This window comes from Pseudomonas syringae pv. coryli str. NCPPB 4273, from assembly GCF_000972175.1.
Lineage (GTDB): Bacteria > Pseudomonadota > Gammaproteobacteria > Pseudomonadales > Pseudomonadaceae > Aquipseudomonas > Aquipseudomonas syringae.
In genome coordinates this window covers 29,779-51,703 of record NZ_AWQP01000065.1, presented here as the reverse complement: position 1 = coordinate 51,703, position 21,925 = coordinate 29,779, and the positions used below count along the sequence as shown (strand labels likewise).

General features: G+C 60.4%; 22 protein-coding genes and 1 pseudogene. 18 read left to right on the top strand and 5 right to left on the bottom strand.

The features are described from left to right. Positions 1-12 precede the first annotated feature (12 nt). Together P406_RS22895 and P406_RS22890 are read left to right on the top strand one after the other, a co-directional pair. Positions 13-1,197 (top strand): L-dopachrome tautomerase-related protein, encoded by a 1,185-nt coding sequence (locus P406_RS22895; RefSeq protein ID WP_046237453.1) that lies wholly within the window; start codon positions 13-15, stop codon positions 1,195-1,197. Positions 1,198-1,223: 26 nt separating this feature from the next. After that, positions 1,224-1,532, top strand: coding sequence for a putative quinol monooxygenase (locus tag P406_RS22890; RefSeq protein ID WP_046237452.1), 309 nt, complete (start codon positions 1,224-1,226; stop codon positions 1,530-1,532). A gap of 53 nt (positions 1,533-1,585) precedes the next feature. Here P406_RS22890 and P406_RS22885 read toward each other — a convergent pair whose 3' ends face one another. Genes P406_RS22885 through P406_RS22875 form a run of 3 tightly spaced genes read right to left on the bottom strand, consistent with a single transcriptional unit; the run spans position 1,586 to position 5,786 of the window. Then, positions 1,586-2,917: an OprD family porin gene (locus P406_RS22885; protein ID WP_046237451.1), complete on the bottom strand. Its 1,332-nt coding sequence runs from the start codon at positions 2,915-2,917 to the stop codon at positions 1,586-1,588. A gap of 57 nt (positions 2,918-2,974) precedes the next feature. Further along, a complete protein-coding gene (locus P406_RS22880; protein ID WP_046237465.1) occupies positions 2,975-4,567 on the bottom strand; it encodes an MFS transporter in 1,593 nt (530 codons plus the stop codon). Between the two features lie 10 nt (positions 4,568-4,577). Continuing rightward, positions 4,578-5,786, bottom strand: a complete 1,209-nt coding sequence (locus P406_RS22875) for an aspartate transaminase (protein WP_046237450.1) — start codon at positions 5,784-5,786, stop codon at positions 4,578-4,580. Between the two features lie 275 nt (positions 5,787-6,061). Between P406_RS22875 and nac the strand changes: the two genes are divergently transcribed. The 16 genes and pseudogenes from nac to P406_RS22795 all read left to right on the top strand — a co-directional run bounded on the left by nac (position 6,062) and on the right by P406_RS22795 (position 19,156). Further along, positions 6,062-6,973, top strand: a complete 912-nt coding sequence (nac, locus tag P406_RS22870) for a nitrogen assimilation transcriptional regulator NAC (RefSeq protein ID WP_024960961.1) — start codon at positions 6,062-6,064, stop codon at positions 6,971-6,973. A gap of 115 nt (positions 6,974-7,088) precedes the next feature. Then, positions 7,089-7,535, top strand: coding sequence for an acetyl-CoA carboxylase biotin carboxyl carrier protein (locus tag P406_RS22865; protein ID WP_046237449.1), 447 nt, complete (start codon positions 7,089-7,091; stop codon positions 7,533-7,535). A 55-nt stretch (positions 7,536-7,590) separates the two neighbouring features. Further along, positions 7,591-8,943, top strand: a complete 1,353-nt coding sequence (gene accC / locus P406_RS22860) for an acetyl-CoA carboxylase biotin carboxylase subunit (protein ID WP_046237448.1) — start codon at positions 7,591-7,593, stop codon at positions 8,941-8,943. Further along, on the top strand, positions 8,940-9,611 hold the full coding sequence (gene pxpB, locus P406_RS22855) for a 5-oxoprolinase subunit PxpB (protein WP_046237447.1): 672 nt from the start codon (positions 8,940-8,942) through the stop codon (positions 9,609-9,611). Before accC ends, pxpB begins: the two co-directional genes overlap by 4 nt. After that, positions 9,608-10,579: a 5-oxoprolinase subunit C family protein gene (locus P406_RS22850; RefSeq protein ID WP_003394178.1), complete on the top strand. Its 972-nt coding sequence runs from the start codon at positions 9,608-9,610 to the stop codon at positions 10,577-10,579. The genes pxpB and P406_RS22850 overlap by 4 nt, the downstream gene beginning before the upstream one ends. Then, positions 10,579-11,001, top strand: a complete 423-nt coding sequence (locus P406_RS22845; RefSeq protein WP_046237446.1) for an acetyl-CoA carboxylase biotin carboxyl carrier protein — start codon at positions 10,579-10,581, stop codon at positions 10,999-11,001. Before P406_RS22850 ends, P406_RS22845 begins: the two co-directional genes overlap by 1 nt. Continuing rightward, positions 10,991-11,761: a LamB/YcsF family protein gene (locus P406_RS22840; protein ID WP_046237445.1), complete on the top strand. Its 771-nt coding sequence runs from the start codon at positions 10,991-10,993 to the stop codon at positions 11,759-11,761. The genes P406_RS22845 and P406_RS22840 overlap by 11 nt, the downstream gene beginning before the upstream one ends. Before the next feature lie 127 nt (positions 11,762-11,888). Then, entirely contained in the window at positions 11,889-12,641 is a 753-nt protein-coding gene (locus P406_RS22835) for an SDR family oxidoreductase (RefSeq protein WP_024643282.1), read from the top strand. A gap of 117 nt (positions 12,642-12,758) precedes the next feature. After that, positions 12,759-13,460, top strand: a complete 702-nt coding sequence (locus tag P406_RS22830) for an amino acid ABC transporter permease (RefSeq protein WP_046237444.1) — start codon at positions 12,759-12,761, stop codon at positions 13,458-13,460. A gap of 6 nt (positions 13,461-13,466) precedes the next feature. Then, positions 13,467-14,207 (top strand): amino acid ABC transporter permease, encoded by a 741-nt coding sequence (locus P406_RS22825; RefSeq protein WP_003410639.1) that lies wholly within the window; start codon positions 13,467-13,469, stop codon positions 14,205-14,207. 19 nt (positions 14,208-14,226) lie between these two features. After that, a complete protein-coding gene (locus P406_RS22820; RefSeq protein ID WP_170963801.1) occupies positions 14,227-14,955 on the top strand; it encodes an amino acid ABC transporter ATP-binding protein in 729 nt (242 codons plus the stop codon). Between the two features lie 52 nt (positions 14,956-15,007). Beyond that, positions 15,008-15,841 carry an ABC transporter substrate-binding protein gene (locus tag P406_RS22815; protein WP_003416820.1) on the top strand — a complete coding sequence of 278 codons (834 nt, stop codon included), beginning with the start codon at positions 15,008-15,010 and terminating at the stop codon, positions 15,839-15,841. 127 nt (positions 15,842-15,968) lie between these two features. After that, on the top strand, positions 15,969-16,184 hold the full coding sequence (locus P406_RS22810; protein ID WP_024683471.1) for a transposase: 216 nt from the start codon (positions 15,969-15,971) through the stop codon (positions 16,182-16,184). After that, positions 16,148-16,567: pseudogene (locus tag P406_RS22805) on the top strand (IS66 family transposase); the annotation flags it as partial. The gene P406_RS22810 and the pseudogene P406_RS22805, both read left to right, overlap by 37 nt. A 55-nt stretch (positions 16,568-16,622) precedes the next feature. Further along, positions 16,623-17,240, top strand: a complete 618-nt coding sequence (locus P406_RS22800; RefSeq protein ID WP_046237443.1) for a hypothetical protein — start codon at positions 16,623-16,625, stop codon at positions 17,238-17,240. Positions 17,241-17,491: 251 nt separating this feature from the next. Beyond that, the gene (locus tag P406_RS22795) at positions 17,492-19,156 is read left to right on the top strand and encodes a PqiB family protein (protein WP_046237464.1); all 1,665 of its coding nucleotides are present in this window, start codon (positions 17,492-17,494) and stop codon (positions 19,154-19,156) included. Between the two features lie 16 nt (positions 19,157-19,172). On the opposite strand, the gene P406_RS22790 is transcribed toward P406_RS22795, so the two are convergent. Together P406_RS22790 and P406_RS22785 are read right to left on the bottom strand one after the other, a co-directional pair. Beyond that, positions 19,173-20,447 (bottom strand): glucarate dehydratase family protein, encoded by a 1,275-nt coding sequence (locus tag P406_RS22790; RefSeq protein ID WP_046237442.1) that lies wholly within the window; start codon positions 20,445-20,447, stop codon positions 19,173-19,175. Between the two features lie 18 nt (positions 20,448-20,465). Further along, complete coding sequence (locus P406_RS22785) at positions 20,466-21,809, bottom strand: MFS transporter (RefSeq protein WP_024960947.1); 1,344 nt, start codon at positions 21,807-21,809, stop codon at positions 20,466-20,468. Positions 21,810-21,925: the final 116 nt, after the last annotated feature.

The window sequence follows — 21,925 nt, the reverse complement described above, 5'->3', positions numbered from 1 at the left end:
GGAGAGAGCACTATGCATCGAACGAAAATTTCCGCCGCACTTGCCATTCTTTCCGCCGCCACACTCGCCACTTCGCTGGCCTACGGCGCGACCGCCATTCCATTGCCTGCCAGTGCGCCTGCTGACAAACCGATTGGCAAGCTCGAGCAGGTTCATGCCTTTTATGACGCGATGCCGACCGGGGTGACGGTGACTGAAACCGGGCGGATCTTCGTCAATTTTCCGCGCTGGGGTGACAAGGTGCCGTTTACCGTGGGCGAGATTCGTGACGGCAAAGTGGTTGCCTACCCCGATCTGGCGGTCAACAAGGAGAACCCCAAAGACCCCGGCGACGGGCTGATCAGCGTGCAGAGCGTGGTTGCCGATGGCAAGGGGCGTGTCTGGCTTCTGGACACGGCCGCGCCGGGCTTTGCGTCTCCGCGTCGAGGCGGCGCCAAACTGGTTGCGGTGGACCTGGCCACCAACCGAATCGTCAAGCGCCTGGTGTTTCCGGATAACGTCATATTGCCCGGCACCTATGTCAACGACATGCGCTTTGACTTTCGCAAGGGATCGGAGGGGACGGTCTATTTAACGGACTCATCCTTGAGCGGGCCGGGTGCGATCATTGTCATGGACATTGCCAGCGGTCACGCCGTGCGGCGCTTGAACGGGGCGCAGTCAACATCTGTCGATCCGGCTTTCGTTCCCGTTGTCGAAGGTGTTGCTGTGCTGGGCGATGGCCCGAACGGAACGCGCAAACCGGTCGGCGTCGCCTCGGACGGCATTGCGTTGTCGGCAGACGGCAAGACACTGTATTTCTCGCCATTGTCCAGCCGCCATCTGTACGCCGTGGCCACCGAGTTGTTGAACGACAGCAAGGTCAGTGAGCAGCAGTTGGCAGCGGCGGTGCAGGACCTTGGTGAAAAAGGTGCTTCGGATGGCCTGGAAGCCGATGCCAAAGGCGCGGTATACGCAGGCGACTACGAGCATAATTCGATTCGCAAACGCCTGCCGGATGGTACCTGGCAAACAGTGGCACACGATCCGCGCATGCTGTGGCCTGACACCCTGTCGATCGGCCCGGATGGCTACCTGTACTTCATCGTCAACCAGTTGCACCGCCAGGCCAACTTCAACGCCGGCCACGACAAGCGGGAAAAACCCTACAGCCTGCTGCGTTTGAAAATAGACGCTGCGCCCGCACCTACCCACTGATCGAATCGAATACCGGAGCATCGAAAATGAACACACCTGCAAAGCCATTGGCCTTGATGGCAGTCCTGAAAGCCAGTGCCGGCAAAGAGTCGGCCCTGAAACACGCATTATCGGCACTTGTTGAGCCGACCCGGGCGGAGCCAGGCAATATCGAGTACACACTGTTCGAAGCGCGCGATGAGCGCGGCACGTTCTACATGCGTGAATGCTTCAAGGATCAGGCAGCACTGGACGCCCATGTCGCCACGCCGCACTACCAACAGTTCGCGGCGGTCAGCGGCGAGTTGCTGGCAGAGCCGCCGCAGCTGATATTTCTCGATCAGGTATCGAGCTGAGTGTCCGAAAGGGCCCGGTCAGTCCGGGCCCACCCGCAGTGGGTTGTGATATCTCAGAAAATATTGATCGGGTAACTCACGATCACCCGGTGCTCATCGGAATCACGCTGGCTGGCGAATTCGGTGCGCAGTTGCGCGTGGCGTAGCGCGACGCTGAGGTTTTTTGCCGGACCCGACTGCACCACATAACTCAGGGTGACGTTGCGCTCCCATTCCTTCTTGTCGCCGTCGGACGTCTGGATGTTCGAGCCGCTTTCATACATTGCCAGGAAGTTCAGGCCGGGGACGCCCAGTCTGGCGAAGTCGTAGCCGTAGCGAACCTGCCAGGTACGTTCTCCGGCGCGCTGGAATTTACCGATCATTGACTCGGTCATGAAGTAGGCAGTCGAGCCGTCACCCTGATTCAGCCAGACCGCGTCGCTGTCGCCGGTCACGGCCTGGTATCCCGCGACGAACGTATGGCCATTGATCAGGTAGGTGAACTGGGCGCTGGAAAGGCGGCTGTCGACTTCACCCTTGGTGACGCCGTTGCCGTAATAGCCAACCGTGTAGAACGCCGGGTCGTGACCGTTGGCGCCGTCCGAGCGGTTGTCGAAATGGCGCAGGTCGGTGCGCAGGGTGCCTGGACCCAGTTGCATGTCGTATTTCAGGCCCAGAAAGTTCTGCTTGTAGAAGTTTTCCAGGTTGCCGTAGTAGTACTGCAAGGTCAGGTCTTTGGTCGGTTTGTAATCGACGCCTGCGTAGTAGAACTTGTTGACGAACTCGCCGGTCAGCGGGTTGTTTGCACCCGGAATCGACATACCCATCTGATTGGTCGAACCACGGCCCATGACATGTTCCAGCTGGCCTGCGGTGAAGGTGAAGTCCTTCAGGTCGCCAGACTGAATCTGCCCGCCACGAAAAGTCTGTTGCAACATGCGGTCGGTGGACATCACCACCGGCAGCATGGGCACCAGCGTGCCGTATTTCAGTTCGGTCCTGGAGACGCGTGCCTTAAGCGTCGCCCCCAGGCTGCTGAATTCGTCGACCGCACGACCGTCGCTGTCCGTGGGGAAGATATTGCCATTGAACGCCGTGCTTTGCGGGTTGTAGTGACGGCCTTTGCCCGAGTCCAGACGAATGCCCAACTGGCCGAGTGCATCGACACCGAAGCCCACCGTGCCTGGCGTATAGCCCGACTGGTAGTTGAGCATGAAGCCCTGGCCCCACTCCTGCGTGTAGTTCGGGTCGGCGGCGCCGCTGCGGTTGTCTGCGTTACTGAAGAAGTTGCGCGCAAGAATACTGGCCTTGCTGTCCTCCAGAAAACCTTCGGCGTAGCTCTGCTGAGCGATCAGCAGACCACAAAAGCCCGCAACGAAAGGGGTGGCGCGATTGATACGCTCCATCGGGATCATCCTCATGCTGTAATTAAGTGTTTTTTGAGAGGCAGAGTCAGGCGGCAGTCAGGTTTCTTGTTGTTTTTCAGGCGCAGGTGTTGCACATGAATCCGTTACAGGCGTTGCTGCACGGGGTACCTGGTGAAGGGTGACGCGAGGCAGACGATGCAGAACCAGCAGCGCGAGCACGCCCAGTCCGGCGCATGTCAGCAGCCCCGTGCCCACCGCCTGGGCGAGGGCGGTGCGGGCTATCAGCAGCGCCGCATCGACATTGGCGGGCGTGTGCTGCAGCAGAACCTGAGGGTCAGCCAGGCGCGGTAAGGCCGACGCCTGACCTGCTGCGTTCAGCGCACTTTGCAGGTTGGCGACATACAGCACCTTGACCAGCACGCCCATGGCCGCCGTACCCAGCAAACCGCCGACCAGCCGCAAGGACTGCGTCAGTGCCGTGGCAATGCCGAGAAATTGCCGTTCGGCGAGCGTCTGGGTGAACACGGTCAGGTTGAGCAGAATGAAACCCAGCCCCAGCCCCGCCAGCAGAATGAGCCCCAGCAAGGTGCTGAACCCGGCATGCAGCCCGACCAGTGCCAGGGCAATGCAGGCGACTGACAAGGCCGCGAACCCGGCGACCGGCAGCCGGTTGGGGTTGGCCATGCGTGTGACGATCCGGCTGTTGACGATGGCGCCCAGCGTAATGCTCAGCGCCAGCGGGGTAAGCAGTAACCCAGCGTCTTTTGGCGAGTAGCCGTAGCTGCCCTGCAAGAGCAGCGGCAGGTAAAAAAGAAGGGTGAACATGATGGCGCCGGCCAGCAGCGACATAATGAACAGCAGGCGGATGCTGCGGTTGGCGAACAGCCCGGCAGGCAGCAAGGCGAAGGCACAGCGGCGCTCCTGGAACCAGAGGCCGGCCATGGCCGCGAGGGTCACGGCGCCACAGGTCAGACTGATCGACAGAGAACGCTGGCCCAGCCATTCAACGAACAGTTGCAGGCTGCCCAGCGTCAGTACGATCAATAAAGCCCCGAGCCAGTCGAGCCGGATCGCACCGGCAGAATGGGCTCGATGCCCTTGCGGGCGATGCCACGGCAGAAAGCGCCAGGCAAAAAACAAGGCAACCACGCCCAGGGGCAGGTTCAACCAAAAAACCGAACGCCAGCCAAACTCGCCGGACAGATAACCGCCCAATCCTGGGCCGATGGCATTGACCACGCTGAACATGGCACTCAGCAACACCTGCCAGCGCAGCCGCTGGCGGGTGTCGGGAAACAGTTCGGGCACACAGGCAAAGGCGGTACCGATCAACATGCCGCCGCCCACGCCTTGCAAGGCTCGCCCGATCACCAGCACCAACATGCTGTCTGCCAGTGCGCAGAGCAGCGAGGCCAGCGTAAAGATGACTGTTGCGGCCAGTACGAACGGTTTGCGTCCATAAAAATCGCCCAGCCGGCCAAAGATCGGGATGGTCACGATAGAGGCCAGCAGGTAGCCGGTGGCGACCCAGGCGTACAACTCGAAACCGTTGAGCTCGGCGACGATGCTGGGCAGTGCGTTGCCGATGACCGTCTGATCCAGCGCGGAAAGGCCCAGTACCAATGATATGCCGAGCATGGCCAACAAGGCCTGTTTGAAGGTCAGGGCTGGATGGCTCGGCGTCGTCATGTCGAGGTGCTCAGCGCAATGCAGCGACAGCAGTCGCCATGCGCGCGCAGCCGTCTTCAAGGGTTTCCAGGGCAGTAGCCGTAGACATCCGGAAAAACGGCGCCAGGCCATAGGCGGTGCCTGCGACAACGGCCACGCCCTGACTTTCCAGCAGGTACAGCACCACGTCCGTATCGGCTTCCAGTACCGAACCTGACGGTGTGGTTTTGCCGATCAGCGCGCCGCAATTGACGTAGAGATAGAACGCGCCTTCGGGCTTGATGCAGCTCAGGCCGTCAATCGCGTTGATCAGCTCCAGGCAACGATCGCGGCGCTGTTTGTAGACCTTGACGCTGTCGCTGACAAAAGACTGGTCGCCGTTGAGGGCAGCTACTGCCGCGGCCTGGCTCACCGAGCAGGCGTTGCTGGTGGACTGCGATTGCAGGGTCGCCATCGCCTTGATGATATCGTCGGGGCCTGCGGCGTAACCGATGCGCCAGCCGGTCATGGCGTAGGTCTTCGACACGCCGTTGATGATCAGCACGCGTTCGCGCAGCGCCGGCTCGACAGTGAGCAAGTGGCTGAGCGGAGCGTCGTCGTAGCGGATGTGCTCGTAGATGTCATCGGTCATGACCAGCACGTGCGGGTAATCGAGCAGTACGTCGGCCAGCGCGCGCCATTCGGATGCGCTGTAGGTGGCACCGGTCGGGTTGCTCGGCGAGTTGAGCAGCAGCCAGCGGGTGCGCGGCGTGATCGCATTGCGCAGTTGCGTGGCAGTCAGCTTGAACTGATTTTCTTCCGGGCATGCCAGGGTCACAGGGCGACCGTCGCAGGCCAGAACCATGTCCGGGTATGACACCCAGTAAGGCGCGGGGATCAGCACCTCATCGTCGACACCCAATGTCGCCGCGAATGCATTGAAGATCGCGGCCTTGGCACCACTGGTGACCACGATCTGGCCGGGCGCATAAGCAAGGCCGTTTTCACGCTGCAGCTTGGCGGCGATTGCCTCGCGCAGCGCCGTGGTTCCCGCGTTGAGCGTGTAGCGGGTTTCACCGTTCTCGATGGCGGCAAAGGCGGCCTGACGAATGTGCGCCGGCGTGTCGAAGTCCGGCTCGCCAACCACCAGATTGATGATCGATTTGCCTGCGCGCCGCAGTTCATTGGCCCGATCGGCAGCAGCACTGCTTGGCGACGGTTTGATGCGGAGCACGCGGGCAGCGATGCGAGATGCGGTCACGTTGGCATTCCTCGTTGATGGCCTTGATGAGGAATACGTTACGAGCCAGCGAAGCGCTCGCCATAAGACGAGTTCGTTCTGGGTTGATAGGCAGCGCTTATGACCGCAGATGAACCAGCGTTGCACCAAAAACGGGCGGGCAATGGTTGCAGGGGGATCAGCGCCTGGGAAACCCGATCAGCGGAGACTGACATAGCAATTGCTTATGTCTGGTTTTCTGGAGCTGGCCTGGGTCTTGCTGAAGCCTCCTGATCGCGACTCTGGAGTGCAGCACCTTGAACCTTCGCCGTTTGAAATATTTCGTGAAAATTGTCGATATCGGCAGCCTGACCCAGGCCGCCGATGTGCTGCACATCGCACAACCTGCGCTGAGCCAGCAGTTGGTGACGCTGGAGGCCGAGTTGCAGCAACAGTTGTTGATCCGCACCAAGCGCGGCGTCACCCCGACCGAGGCGGGCAAGGTGCTGTACGGGCATGCTCAGGTGATCCTGCGCCAGTGCGAGCAGGCGCAGAGTGACGTCAACGCCAGCGGTCTGGCTTTATCGGGGCCGGTGTCGGTAGGGCTGGCACCCGGCACTGCCGCTTCGACCCTGTCGCTGCCGTTGCTCAAACGCGTACGCGAGCGTCATCCGGGCATTCTGCTGTACCTCAATGAGAACTTTGGCACCACCCTCAGCGAGTTGATCATGAACGGGCGCATGGACATGGCCGTTCTTTATGGAGGGCGAGAGGTGCATGGCCTGAGTTTCGTGCCGTTGATACGCGAGCAACTGTATCTGGTGAGTGCCGAAGAGGTGCTTCAGGGCCGCGAGGAAATTCCGCTCAGCGAGCTGGCCGATATCGACCTGCTGTTGCCGCGCACCTACAACACTGTCCGGCGTCTGGTGGATGAGGCATTTGTGCGTATCGAGCGCAGTGCCCGGGTGGTCGCAGAAGTCGAATCTTCGACGACGCTGGCCGCAGCAGTGGCCGATCGATTCGGCTCGACCATTCTTCCCGAGTCTGCTGCACGGGTGCTGGCAGACACGCATGCGGTCAACCTGAGCCGCATTGTCGAACCCGAAATCGAAGCACCTCTCGCGCTGTGCCTCTCCGGGCACTTGCCGCTGTCGGTGCCGGCCCAGGCGGTCAAGGCGATCCTTCTGGAACTGGTCGCAGAGATGCGCGGTAACCGCCGTACGCAATGACCCCGACGTCATAAGGGGCGCTTATCACCCCACAGTCAAACCGTCTTGGCGGTCAAAAACCTGCCTCGTTACATTGCCCTCAGCCACATTTCATTTGCCAGGCAAGGGCTGTTGCATGAAACCGGAACGTATCAAAGCACTTATCGACCTGATGGCCGAATCGGACCTGAGCGAACTCAGCCTGTGTGAAGGCGACGCGCAGCTGCGTTTGCTGCGCAAGCCCGCTCAGGTCGCCAATCGCGCCAATCCGGCTGTTTCGACAGCGCAGACGATGCCCGCAGCGCGCCCTGTTTCTGCGGCTCAGGCAAGTACGACGGCCGCCGTGCAACAGACACAGGCCTGCGCTTCGCTGTACGGGGTGTTGCACCTGACGCCGGCACCCGATCAGCCGCCTTTCGTCGAGATCGGCACGTCCGTCGAGGTGGGGCAGACCCTGGCCGTGGTCGAGGCCATGAAGATGTTTCATCCGGTGAAGGCTGAAGCGGCAGGGGTCGTGACTGCCATTCTGGTTGCCAATGGCGAAGAAGTTCAGGCCGGTCAGGCGCTGTTCAGCATTGCGTGATGGTTTTGAGCTGTCTTGTAGGCCGTCTTGCGGGTTCACCGATCAGGGGTTTTTGATGTTCGATAAAGTGTTGATCGCCAATCGCGGCGAAATCGCCCTGCGCATACAGCGCGCCTGCAAGGGTCTGGGCCTGCGTACGGTCGCGGTGTATTCCGAAGCGGATCGCGATGCCGGCTATGTACAGCAGGCCGACGAAGCGCTGTGCATCGGTCCTGCCGCCGCAGGGCAGAGTTATCTGAATCAGGCGGCCGTGCTCTATGCAGCGCAGTTGACCGGTGCTCAGGCGATCCATCCCGGCTATGGGTTTCTGTCTGAAAATGCCGCGTTCGCCGAACGCATCGAGCAGGCTGGCCTGTCCTTCATCGGCCCCAGCGCAGCGTGCATTCGGGTGATGGGCGACAAGGTCGCAGCCAAGCGGGCAATGCGCGAGGCTGGCGTGCCGTGCGTACCCGGTCCGGACACCAGCATGCCCGACGATCCGCACAGCATCGTGCAAATCGCTCGCGACATCGGCTACCCGGTCATCGTCAAGGCCGCAGGCGGCGGCGGAGGGCGGGGCATGCGCGTGGTTCGGGAAGAGTCTCAGTTGCTCGATGCAATTGCGCTGACCCGCGAAGAAGCCCGGCACGCCTTCGGCAATCCCGAGTTGTATATCGAGAAGTTTCTGGGTCAGCCGCGCCATGTCGAGATTCAGGTGTTATGCGATGCCTACGGCAATGCCGTCTGGCTCGGCTCGCGGGACTGCTCGATGCAGCGCCGCCACCAGAAGGTCCTTGAGGAGGCGCCTGCACCCGGCATCGACGCAGCATTGATGGCCAGAGTAGGCGAGCGTTGCGCGCAGGCCTGCCGCCAGATCGGCTATCAGGGCGTCGGCACGTTCGAATTCCTCTTCGAAAAGGATGAGTTCTATTTCATCGAGATGAACACCCGCCTGCAGGTCGAGCACCCGGTAACGGAAATGACCTCCGGCATCGACATTGTCCAGCAGCAGATTCGCATGGCGATGGGCGAGCGGCTGAGTTTCAGTCAGGCCGACGTACGCGTTTCGGGCCATTCGCTGGAGTGCCGGATCAACGCCGAGGACCCGCGCAGCTTCATGCCGACGCCGGGGCTGGTCACTCGCTGGCAGATCCCCGGTGGTTTCGGTGTGCGGGTCGATTCACATGTCAGCCACGGCTACCGCGTTCCGCCTTATTACGATTCGATGGTGGCCAAGGTCATCACCCATGGCGCCAGTCGCGATGAGGCGTTGGCACGCATGCGTCTGGCACTGAGCGAAATGCACGTCGAGGGCATCTCTACCAACATCGCGCTGCATCGCGACATTCTGCAGGACCCGGTGTTCTGCAAGGGTGGCATGGACATTCATCACCTGGAGCGCTGGTTGCAGACAAGGAGCCAACCATGAGTCTCGTGCGGGCGCCGAATGCGCCAAGAATCACCTTGCTGGGAACCACCGCGTTGCTGTTCGAAGCACCCGGCGAGCTCGACCTGGCACCGCAGCAACGGATATGGGCACTGGCCCGTCTGAGCAAGGACTGGCCGCAGGTACGCGAGGCGGTGCCGGGGATGAACAACCTGATGCTGACCTTCGCGGCGCCACCGCGGGACCTGGCCGGTCTGAAAAACCGTTTGCTGGAGACCTGGGAGCAGTGCCAGCCGCTGCCGTTGCAAGGCCGGATCATTGAATTGCCGGTGGTGTACGGCGGTGATGGCGGCCCGCACATGGCTGATGTCGTCGCCCATACCGGGCTGGATATCGAAACCATCGCCAATCTGCACTGCGAGCCGCTGTACCCGGTGTACGCCTTGGGCAGCCATCCGGGTTATTGCTATCTGGGCGGCATGGACCCGCGCCTGGCGACGCCGCGGCGCAAGGTGCCGGTACTCGATATCGGTGCCGGGTCGGTCTCCATCGGTGGCGTTCAGACAGGTATTTCCGCCTCGGCCGGCCCCAGTGGCTGGAACACCATAGGACGCACGGAGATGGTGTTTTTCGATGCGGGTCAGCAGCCTCCGGCGCTATTGCAACCCGGCGATCAACTGCGCTTGCGCATCGAGAGGATCATCCGATGATCGAAGTTATCAGCGCTACGGCACTGGCGACCGTTCAGGATCTTGGGCGACACGGCAGCCTCGGCTACGGCGTCGGCACGTCTGGCGCGATGGACACGCTGTCACTGCGGCTCGGCAACCTGTTGCTGGGCAACGATGAAGACGCGGCGGGCATTGAAATTCCGCTGTTCCCGTTCGAAGTTCGCTTTGTCGATGACTGCACCTTTGCGATCACCGGCGCCGCCTGCGCTGCGTCGCTCGATGGTGAGCGGCTGCCGGGCAATTGGGTCGCCCAGGCACGCAAGAATCAGGTGTTGCGGCTCAATTACCCGACAATGGGCAGCCGCGTGTATCTGTGCCTGGCCGGTGGCGTCGATGTGCCGTTGGTACTGGGCTCGCGCAGTACGCAATTGCGTGGGGCTTTTGGGGGCTGGCAGGGCCGTGCGTTGCAGCAGGGCGATGTGATTCCTGCGGGCGCTGCCAATGAGCCGCGTGCCAGTGATTTCGGTTTGCAATCGTCCGTGGCGGCCTTGCCGTTGATGCTCGACGGGTTGCCCGCCATCCGGGTGTTGCCGGCGGCCGAGTTCGACTGTTTCAGTGCCGAGGCGCAAGCAACTTTTTTTGCCGGCGAATGGAAAATCACCACGCAGAGCAACCGTTACGGCTACCGCATGGAGGGCACGCCCTTGATTGCGCGCGAGGCGCTGGAAATCCGCTCTCATGGCATCGTGCCTGGCGTGATTCAGGTGCCCCACGGCGGACAGCCGATCGTGCAGATGCGTGATGCCCAGCCCAGTGGCGGTTATCCCAAGTTTGCCACGGTCATTGAAGCCGACCTGTGGCGCCTTGGGCAGGCGCCGATCGGTAGCAAGGTGCGTTTTGTGCAGTGCAGTTACGACGAGGCGGTCGAGGCGCTGGACACCAATCACGCTTTCATCGAAGACGCCCGGCGCATGCTCGCGCTGCGCAGCCTGCAAGGACATCGCTGATGAACATCAAAGAGATTCGCCAGCTGGCAGCATGGATTCGGGACGCCGGGCTTACTGTACTGGAACTGAAACGCCCGGGTTTCGAGCTGTTGATGCGCCGTGGCGAGCCTGTGCAGGCCTGTGCTGCGCCTTCTGCGCCACAAGTTGCCGCTGAACAGTCTGCGCTGACTGCGCATGTGGTGAGTGCCGATAACCCCGGCGTATTTGTGTCGAGTCATCCCGATGAACGCGACAGCTACGTGAAACCCGGCGATGCAGTGGCTGTGGGGCAGTTGCTTGGGCTGTTGCGTATCGGCCTGTTGTATCTGCCGGTGCGCAGTCATCAGGCAGGGCGCGTACTGCGCTTCCTGGCCGCCGAAAACGAGCGCGTCAGTTATGGCCAGCCGCTGGTCGAACTTGAGGAACATGAGCATGCGCATTGATCTGAATGCTGATCTGGGTGAGGGCTTCGGCCCCTGGACCATGGGCGAGGACGAGGCGTTGATGCCATTGATCTCCTCGGCCAACGTCGCCTGCGGCTTTCATGCCGGAGACCCGTTGATCATGGACAGTACGGTGCGCCGCGCCAAGGCGTTGGGCATCGATCTCGGTGCGCACGTCGGTTTTCCTGATCTGCAGGGGTTCGGCCGCCGCAGGATGAACATCGAACTCAAGGAGTTGTGCGCCATCGTGGTGTATCAACTCGGCGCTCTGGCGGGCCTTGCAGCCGCTGCCGGTTACCGCGTCACGCACATGAGTTTTCACGGCGCGCTGGGCAATATGGCCGCAGCCGATGCCGAACTGGCCGGGCCTTTGGTCAGGGCGGTCGCAGCTTTTGACCCAAAGTTGATCATCAGTTCATCCAGCAGCGCCGCCATCGAGAGCGCCGCCGAGGCGTGCAGCCTGAGGGTGGCGACGACCTTTCTGGCTGACCGCGCCTATGACGAAAACTGTCTGCTGGTGCCGCGTGGCATTGCCGGTGCGGTGGTCAAGGACCCGGAGCAGGTCCGGGCCAGGGTTGCGCAACTGCTGCAGGACGGCACGGTCACGACCCTGAGTGGCAAGCGTGTGGCGGTCAACGCCCAGTCGATTCTGTTGCATGGCGACACGCCGGGGGCGGTGGAGCTGGCGCGCAGCATTCGCCGGAGTATCGAAGAGCAGGGCGGTGTCATCACCCCGGTTTCACAGTTGCTCGGGTCATAAGCGCAGCTTATCGCCACACAACCATTGTGTCTTGGTCGCTGCCCGTGACGCTCGTTAAAGTCCAGTACAAGGCGATCAGCATTAACAGCAAAGCGGCTGATCGACGCTTATTCAAGGAAACCCTGACATGCCTTTTTCCGATTACAAAACCGCGCTGGTCACCGGCGCTTCTTCCGGCATTGGCGAGGCCGTCGTCGAGCGGCTGTGTGCCGAAGGTCTGCAGGTCCATGCGCTGGCGCGCAGTGCAGACAAGCTGGCGGCACTGGCGCAGCGCACCGGTTGTATCGCGCACGCTATCGACGTAACGGATCTGGCTGGCCTGACGGCCCTGTTTCAGGCCCATCATTTCGATGTCGTGGTCAACAATGCCGGCGTCGACCGGCCCGGCTCGCTGCTCAAGGCGGATGCCGAAGGGATCGATCTGCTGGTCGATGTGAACCTGCGCGCTGTGTTGCAGATCGCCAGGCTTTCGTTGCCGGGGATGGTCGAGCGTGATCGCGGGCACATCATCAACATCAGCTCGATCGCTGCCGCGTACAACTTCGGTGGCAACTCGACGTACCACGCGACCAAGGCGGCGGTGAGCATGCTGTCCCGGCAGTTGCGCATCGATGCCTTCGGCAAGCGCGTGCGGGTTACCGAAATCTGTCCGGGGCGCGTGGCGACGGATATCTTCGCCCACGTGCATGGCGACTCCGAGGAAGTGCGCAAGCGTTTCATCGAGGGCTATGAGCTGCCGGTGGCCAAGGACATTGCCGATGCGATCGCCTATGTGATTGCCGCGCCCATCGCAGTCAACATCGGCCACATGGAAATTACCCCGACGCTGCAGGTCCCCGGCGGATTGTCGACGGCGCGCCCGCAGGACTACGAAGGCTGAGGCTGCGTCTTCGAGGGCTGTACCCATCACGAGAGCGGCACCAGCCGCCATGCCATACCCGCGCCAGACTCACTGGCGCCTTGCTTCTGCCCTGGCTGAATGTCTATGGGAACAACCATGACGAGTAAATTCGATCTTTCAGCGATCCTGCAGGGCGAGTACGCCGAGCTGATCGTCAAGGGCATAGAAACGACCCTGCAACTGGCCTTGGTTGCCTGGTGTCTGGCCATGGCTGTGGCCCTGCTGCTGGTGTCGATTCGCCTGACCGGCAACAAGTACGCCGAGCGCCTGGTGGCGGCCTATGTGTCCTACCACCGCAATGTGCCGACGCTGGTGCAACTGATGCTCTGGTATTTCGGTATCCCCACCTTGCTGTCCGAAAGCACGCAGATCTGGCTGGCCAACTACAGCACCGAGTACCTGTTCTCGGTCATCGCGCTGGGGCTTTGCCAGGCGGCTTATTTCAGTGAAGACATCCGCAGCGGGTTACGCGCGATTCCAGCCGGGCAAGTCGAGGCGTCGCGTGCCCTGGGCCTGGGCTATGTGCGTTCGATGCGCTACGTCATCCTGCCGCAAGGGGTTCGCAACTGTTTGCCGTCGTTGATCAATCACACGGTCCTGCTGTTCAAGAACACCAGTCTGGTCATGGCCATCGGCGTGGTGGAGCTGACTTATGCCACCCGCGAAGTCGAGAACTATACCTTCCGCACCTTCGAAGCGTATCTGGTGGCAACCGTGGTCTACCTGGCCATTTCACTGATGCTGATGGGCCTGGGCGCGTTGCTGGCCCGGCAGTTCAGCAAAGCCATGGCGAGGTAGGCGGCGATGTTCGATGTCTTCACGATTGTTCGCGATAACTGGACCTTGCTGCTGGTCGGTCAATACCCCCATGGCCCGATGGGCGGCCTGATCTCGACGCTGATGCTGGCGGCGCTGGCACTCTTGCTGGCCTTTCCCCTGGGGCTGCTGTTGTCGCTGGCGCGGGTTTCACCGTGGCGCTGGCTGCGCTACCCGGCGACGGTCTGGGTCTACGTGATGCGCGGCATTCCGCTGCTGATGGTGATTTTCTGGACCTACTTTCTGGTCCCCTTGCTGATCGGGCATAACATCACCGGTTTCACCACCATGCTCTGCACGCTGGTGGTCTATCAGAGCGCCTACCTGTGCGAAATCATCCGCGGCGCTATTCAGGCGCTGCCGACCGGTCAGTACGAAGCCTCCCGCGCACTGGGCATGGGCTACCTGCGCACCACGGTCTGGGTGATCCTGCCGCAGGCGCTGTACAACGCCTTGCCGAGTCTGATCAGCCAGTTCATTTCGATCATCAAGGAAACGTCGCTGGGCTACGTGATCAATGTCCAGGAAGTGACCTTTGCCGCCAATCAGATCAATAACCAGCTGCTGACCAAGCCGTTTCAGGTGTTCTTCATCCTGGCGATCACTTACTACGTGCTGTGCTACGGCCTGACCCGTCTCGCCGCCGTGGTGGAGCAGCGGATTGCCCGCAAACGTGAAGGCGATGTATCGCCTGTGCCCATTCCCCGGCCTTTGACTACCGATAATTGAGGGTTGCCCAATGCATCCGATGATCATGTTTTCCAGGATCAATAAATGGTATGGCGAGTACCAGGCCCTGACCGATATCACCGCTGAGGTGCAGCGCGGCGAAGTGGTGGTGCTGTGCGGGCCTTCAGGCTCGGGCAAGTCGACGCTGATCCGCACCGTCAATCGTCTTGAGGACGTGCAGCAAGGCCAGATCCTGTTTGATGGCCGTGACGTGAACGGCACCGACGCCAACGTCAATCGGTTGCGCAGCCGCGTGGGTTTCGTGTTCCAGAGTTTCAATCTGTTTCCGCACCTGTCGGTGCTCGACAACATCATTCTGACCCCGACCAAAGTCCGTGGCCTGAAGAGCAGCGAAGCGCGCGCCCGCGCCATGGAGTTGCTGGATCGGGTGGGGCTGGCACACAAGGCCGGTGCCTACCCCGCACAGTTGTCCGGTGGCCAGCAGCAGCGTGTGGCGATTGCCCGCGCGCTGGCGATGGAGCCGCCCGTTATGCTGTTTGACGAGCCCACCAGTGCACTTGACCCGGAAATGGTCGGCGAGGTGCTCGGCGTCATGAAAGGCCTGGCCAAAGAGGGCATGACCATGATGTGCGTCACCCACGAGATGAATTTTGCCCGGGAAGTGGCCGACACCATCTGGTTCATGGATGCGGGGCAGATCCTCGAAAAATCCAGCCCTGAGGTGTTCTTTCAGCAACCGAGCCATCCGCGTGCCCAGCGCTTCATTGCCGACCTGCGCAGCCATTGAGCGCAGGCACTGATTTCAGCGAATCACTCAATTCATTTCCAGGAGTCTCACCATGCGTATCAAGTCTGTATTGGCTGCACTGGCGTTGTCGCCGTTGGCTGTTTCAGCGGTCCATGCCGATCAGCTCAGCGATGTGATGAGCAAGAAAAGCCTGAGCTGTGGCGTGTACGCCGACGTTCCGCCGTTCTCGGCACCGGACCCTCAAACCCGCGAACTGGTGGGCATGGACGTCGATCTTTGCAAAGCCCTGGCCAAACACATGGGCGTGGAGCTGGAACTCAAGCCGCTGTCGGTAGAAGCACGGATCCCGGAAGTCAAAATGGGCCGCGTAGATGTGATTTTCGCCAACCTGGCTTACACCAAGAGCCGTGCCGAGCAGATCCAGTTCAGCGACCCTTACTACATCGCCAAGGAAACACTGGTAGTCCGTGCGGCGAATGCCGATCAGCCGAAATCGTTCTTCAAGGGCAAACGCATCAGTTCGACCAAGGGCTCTACGTCCGAGCAGTCGATCCGCCTGGCTGACGCAACGCCAGTGACCTTCCAGGACACTGGCTCTGCCTACATGGCACTGCAACAGAACAAGGTGGTGGGCCTGGTGACCAACACCATGACTGCGATCAAGCTGGTAGGGCAGGCCAAGGCCGGCGGCGTGGAATTGGCAATCGCCAAGGAACCGATGGCGCTTGAGCCCATTGGTGCCGGCATGCGCCAGGGCGAACCGGCCTTTCTGGCGAAGGTCAACGAATCACTGCGCGCAATGGAAGCCGCAGGCGAGATCGACGCAATCTGGGCGCACTGGATCGGCCCGAACACCGAATACAAAATGGTTCGCGAAGACAAGGTGCAAAGCCTCAGCGAATTGAAGTTTGATCCGTTGCCTTGATCAACGGTATGAAGCCGACCAAAAGTATGCGTCCGGCCAAGTCATCTACCCAGCCCCGCGAGGCCAGGACATGGTGTGCACTTAAATTTAGGTGGACACCAGTTCTAGCCTTTTAAGCGGGTATTTCATGCAGCCACAACGCCGTTCCTACTCCAAGTCCTTCAAGGCCCAAGTCATTCAAGAGTGTGCCCAGCCCGGCGCTTCTATTGCCAGCATCGCGCTCAGCCATAGCCTCAACGCAAACCTCTTCCATAAATGGATACGGGTACAAGCGCAGAAAAACACGGCGCCGCAACCTGCATTTAACGGCGCCGAATACGGCAAGAAAAAGCCGTACCGGTGATGGACATGGTGCATGCTTGGATGATCGCCCAGCGCGATCTCGTGCTCGAAGGTTCGGCCATCAGTAGAGCACTCGATTACAGCCTGAAACGCTGGGCAGCGCTGTCGCGCTACCTCGACGACTGAGCCGTACCCATTGACAACAATTGGGCCGAGAATCAAATCCGTCCATGGGTTCTTGGACGTAAGAACTGGCTCTTTGCATGGTCGCTACGCAGCGGAAAAAGGGCGGCGGCGATCATGAGTTTGATCCAATCTGCGCGGCTCAACGGGCATGATCCGTATGCTTATTTGAAGGACGTTCTTACACGCCTGCCGACGCAGCTGGCGAGCGAGATCGAGCAACTGCTGCCGCATCAGTGGGTGGCGGCAGAAACCACGTAACCCCTGATGATTTGGGACTTGCAAGGATGGCGCAATTAACGGAGTAGTCATAACGATGATTTTGGTTGTTGAAGGAATCAGCGCCAGCGGGAAAACGACTTGGTGCGCTAAGCATGGAGGGCAACATGTCATTCCTGAAAACGGCCGTTTTGAAAACGAACCGGATCGGATAAAAGATCCAGTCGGAGCAGCAACTTTTTGGGCAGAGCGAAACGTGGATCGTTGGCAAAAAGCGTTGGCCATGGAAGACATTTCTTCGTGGGCTTTGTGTGACAGTGACCCTCTCAAGCTCCACTACATTTGGAGCCTTTGGCAGATCGGCGAGACGAGCGAACACACCTGGCGAATAGAGTTGAACGCCACAAGAGAAACAATCGTACAAGGACGTATTGGCTTTGCTGACTGTTACATTGTTGGCCGCATAGACCCTCAGCTCGCGCGCGAACGAGCCAAAGCAGACACCACCCGCCGACGGAGTGGATTCGAGCTACACGTGCGCCTCCAACAAGCTCTGCTGACCTGGTACTCAGCTATGGATCAAGTGCTTCCCGGCAGAGTGAGATTCGGGTTTCCTTCAGCAATGCCAACCTTGAAAAGCCTTGATGGAAGATATGCGGTGGCGGCCTTTGATCAAATGATCGCATCGCTCCCACTACCTACTCACACCTCTTAGCGAGACGGAGTTTATATAGCAGTTGGAAGCAGATCGATGTGAGGACGAAGTAAAGATGTGTTCGCCATCCGCTTACGACCAAAAGGTCGGCTTCATGCAAGACCACACGATGGATTCCCGCCGCAACGGCACCATCGCATCTTGATCAGATCTTGATATTTCCTTGATGGTTTATTGATAGCCGAGGTTCAGAGTTCGACCGACAGTATCAATCGTCGGCATGACCCCGTGTGGGCGTCTCAGAGGACAAAATGTCTGATCGCTCAGGTTCGGTTTCTGCATCGGCAGTCGGCGCTTCACTCTCCCGAAACAGACGTTTCGGCGTATCCCCGGTTTGGCTGGTTCCGCTGCTTGCTGCCTTGATAGGCCTTTCGCTGCTGATCGGCAGCACACTGTCCAAAGGCCCGAGAGTCTTCATCACCTTCCAGAGCGCCGAGGGGCTTGAAGCTCAAAAGACGAAGGTCAAGGTCAGGAATGTCGTGATTGGCGAGGTATCTGCCGTGGTCTTGAACAACGACCGCACAGGCGTGGTGGCGACGGTGGACCTTGATGCCAACGCCCGTGCGTTCACTGCCGAGGATTCCTTGTTCTGGGTGGTGCGCCCGCGTATAGGCGCCACCGGTGTGTCGGGCGTGGATACCTTGCTTTCCGGGCCATTTATCGCTGCGGACAGTGGCACGTCCGGGCGTACGAAAAAACACTTTGTCGGTCAGGAAACTGCGCCACCCATTACCTACGGTACAAAAGGCACACGTTTTACCCTGCATGCCGGGGACATGGGCTCACTGGAGGTGGGGTCTCCTGTGTACTACCGACGCATTCAAGTCGGACAGATAGCGGCCTTTCATTTATCCGATGACGGCAAGAGCGTGGATGCGGAAGTTTTCATCAATGCGCCCAACGACAGGTTCGTGACCACCGATACGCGCTTCTGGAATGCCAGTGGCATCGGCATGACGGTGGACGCCGATGGTCTGAAAATAAAGACTGAATCAGTTTCGACGATACTGGCGGGAGGGGTGGCCTTCGTCGAGCCGGATTACAGCACGAAGGCACCCAGGGCTGCAGAGCATGCACGCTTTACGCTGTTCGACGATCAGCAGAAGGCGCTGTCGCCGCCCGACGGCGAACCGGGTTACATCCGCATGATCTTCAGTCAGTCGCTGCGGGGGCTTGAGGTCAATTCACCGGTCGAGTTCATGGGTATAACACTGGGGCGAGTCGTCTCGGTAGACCTGGATTACGACGCGGCCCGCCAGTCGTTCACCAGTATTGTCGGGGCGGTGATTTACCCGGATCGCCTGGGTATGGCCAATGAAAAAATCGTAAAGACATTGGGCGTTACCGACGATGCACGTACGGCACAGTTGATAGCCGACTTCGTCAAGCGGGGCCTGCGTGCACAGCCTCGCAGCGAGAGTCTGCTGACCGGACAACTGTATATTTCGCTGGGTTTTATCGCCAACGCTACGCCGGCACCGTTCGATGTCAGTGCGCAGCCGCTGATAATCCCGACCGTGCCGGGGGAGCTTGAAAAAATGCAGGAGCAGGTACAGCAGATCATCGACAAGGTCGGCAAAGTGCCGGTGCAGGAGATCGCCGGCAACCTGAATGGCAGCCTCGGCGAGGCGCAGAAGACGTTCAGGCTATTCAACGCGCAGGTGATGCCTGAACTGCACGGCGTTCTGCTGCAATCCCGAAGCACGCTGGACATTGCCGGCGCAGCGCTCGCCGAGGACTCGCCTGTACGTCAACAGATCGACCGGACAATGGATGAGGTTCAGCGCATGGCCCGCTCGGTAAGGGTCCTCACCGATTACCTGAGCCGCAACCCCGAAGCCTTGATCCGTGGCCGCACCCGGCAGGATCCACCGGGTGTCTACCAGAAGACCGCGCCTGCTCAGCGAGCCGATTAAGCCGAGCCGGACGGCTTCAATACCTCGGTTTGACCGCCTTCCAGTCCGGCTTGTACTTTTGCATCTGCTTCACATCATCGCGCTGCCGGATTCCACAGCTGTGATACTGGTCGTTGAGCTTGCCGAGCTGGTCATGGTCCAGTTCCAGCCCCAGACCGGGTGCGCGGGTGATGCTGACACAGCCGTCGACAATCGGCAGTTTGCCGCCCTTGATGACTTCCTCGTCCGGCTCCTGCCACGGGTAGTGCGTGTCGCAGGCGTAGTCCAGATTGGGCACCGACGCTGCGACGTGGGCCATGGCCATGAGGCTGATACCCAGATGCGAGTTGGAGTGCATCGACACGCCCAGGCCAAAGGTGTCGCACATCTTCGCCAGCGCCTGAGTGTCGCGCAGGCCGCCCCAGTAATGGTGGTCGGCGAGCACGATCTGCACGCTGTCGAGGGCCACGCTGCGGCGGAACTCGTCGAAATCGGTCACCACCATGTTGGTCGCCAGCGGCAGGCCGGTGCGTTTGTGCAATTCGGACATGCCGTCGAGGCCCGGCGTCGGGTCTTCGTAATATTGCAGATCATCGCCCAGCAGTTCGGCCATGCGAATCGAGGTCTCCAGCGACCAGTTGCCGTTGGGATCGATGCGCAGCGGATAACCGGGGAAGGCTTTTTTCAGCGCCTTGATGCACGACACCTCGTGTTCCGGCTGCAGCGCACCGGCCTTGAGCTTGATGCTTTTGAAGCCATAGGCTTCGATCATGCGCCGGGCCTGGGCGACTATCTGCTCTTCGCTGAGCGCTTCACCCCAGCTGTCGGGCGCGTAAGGCGCATCGGCATGCTGCGCATATTTGAAGAACAGGTAGGCGCTGAAGGGTATCTGGTCACGAATGGCACCGCCGAGCAGGTCCACCAGTGGCAGGTTCATGGAACGTGCCTGCAAGTCCAGAAACGCCACTTCGAACGCAGAATAAGCATTGCTGACCGCCTTGCTGGCGTGTGAGCCCGGCGCCAGTTCGGCACCGGCCAGGCTGGCAGGCTTATGCGCCGCCACGGTCGCCTGCACGATGCTGCGCAGCTGATTGAGGTTGAACGGGTCGAGCCCGATCAGCTGGGTCTGCACCTGTTGCTGAATCGCCAGTGCCGGGGCATCACCATAGCTTTCACCGAGGCCGATGTAGCCGTTGTCGCTTTCCACCTCGATGATCGATCGCAGGGCAAAGGGTTCGTGAATACCACTGGCGTTGAGCAGCGGCGGGTCGCGAAAGGCGATAGGGGTCACGGTTACACGGATGATTTTCAAAGGGCGGTCTCCCGGAAGTCAGGGTTTGAGGCTGGAAGGGGTGCCAGTGACGGCAGGGCTGAGCGCTGCGGGCCGCTCAGCTCTGGACGGGCGGCCACGGTCACCTCGTGGCGTAGTGCGGGCGAAGAAGATCACCACCGCAGCCAGCAGCGATGTCGCTGCCAGCCCATACAGGCCGCCTTGAATCGATCCGGTGGTCTGTTCCAGAAAGCCGAACGTGGTGGGCGCGACGAAGCCGCCCAGGTTGCCGATGGAGTTGATCAGCGCAATGACCGCAGCGGCAATGCGTGCATCCAGATAGCCCTGAGGGATTGGCCAGAACAGCGCAGAGGCGGCCTTGAAACCGATTGCCGCGAAGCAGATGGCGACAAAGGCGAACACCGGACCGCCCACGGTGGACATGAACATGCCGGCTGCGGCGATGACCAGCGTGACCGCCACCCAGGCCTGTTGGTGCTTGAAGCGTGCCGCCAGTGCTGCAAAGCCGTACATGGCCACGATGGAGATGATCCACGGAATCGAATTGAACAACCCGACCTCGAGATCGCTGAAGCTGCCCATTTTGCGGATCATGCTCGGCAGCCAGAAGGTGGCGCCGTAGATGGTCAGTGCCACGGAAAAGTAGATGAAGCAGAACAGCAGGATCTGCCGGTCCGCCAACAGTCGGAAGACCGAGGGTCTGACGGTTTGTGAAGCTTCGCGCAGCCGTTGCTCTTCGGCGATGGCGGTGCTGAGCGCGGTTTTTTCTTCGTCACTGAGCCAGCGGGCTTCATGAGGATGTGATTGCAGCCAGAACCAGACGAAACCGCAGAGCACGATCGACGCGAAGCCTTCGATCAGGAACATCCATTGCCAGCCATGCAGGTTCAGGCCCTCGATACCGAGCAGGGCGCCGGACACCGGTCCGGAAATCACCGACGCTATCGCCGAACCGCTTAGAAACAGCGCCATGGCCTTGCCGCGATCACTGGAGGGTAGCCACTGGGTGAAGTAATAGATGATGCCGGGGAAGAAACCGGCTTCGGCAGCGCCCAGAATGAAGCGCAGTACGTAGAAACTGGTTTCGCCTTGCACGAACGCCATGGCCATCGCGGCCGCGCCCCAGGTAAACATGATGCGGGTCAGCCAGGCGCGGGCACCGTAGCGCTGCAAGAGCATGTTGGAGGGGACTTCGAACAGTGCGTAACCGACAAAGAACAATCCGGCACCCAGCCCGTAAGCTGCTGCGCCGATGCCCAGATCGGTTTCCAGATGGCTGCGTACAAAACCGATATTGACCCGGTCGATGTAATTGACGATGAACATCACCACGAACAGCGGCAGCACGTGGCGTTTCACCTTGGCGGCCGCACGGGCAAGCACCGTGACGTCCGTAGTACCAGGGATGGTATTCAAGAGGCGACTCCCATTCATTGTTTTTTTGGGGATGAGTCGATCATGGAGGCGTGTATTATTCCTGTCCAATCCAGCTTTTGACT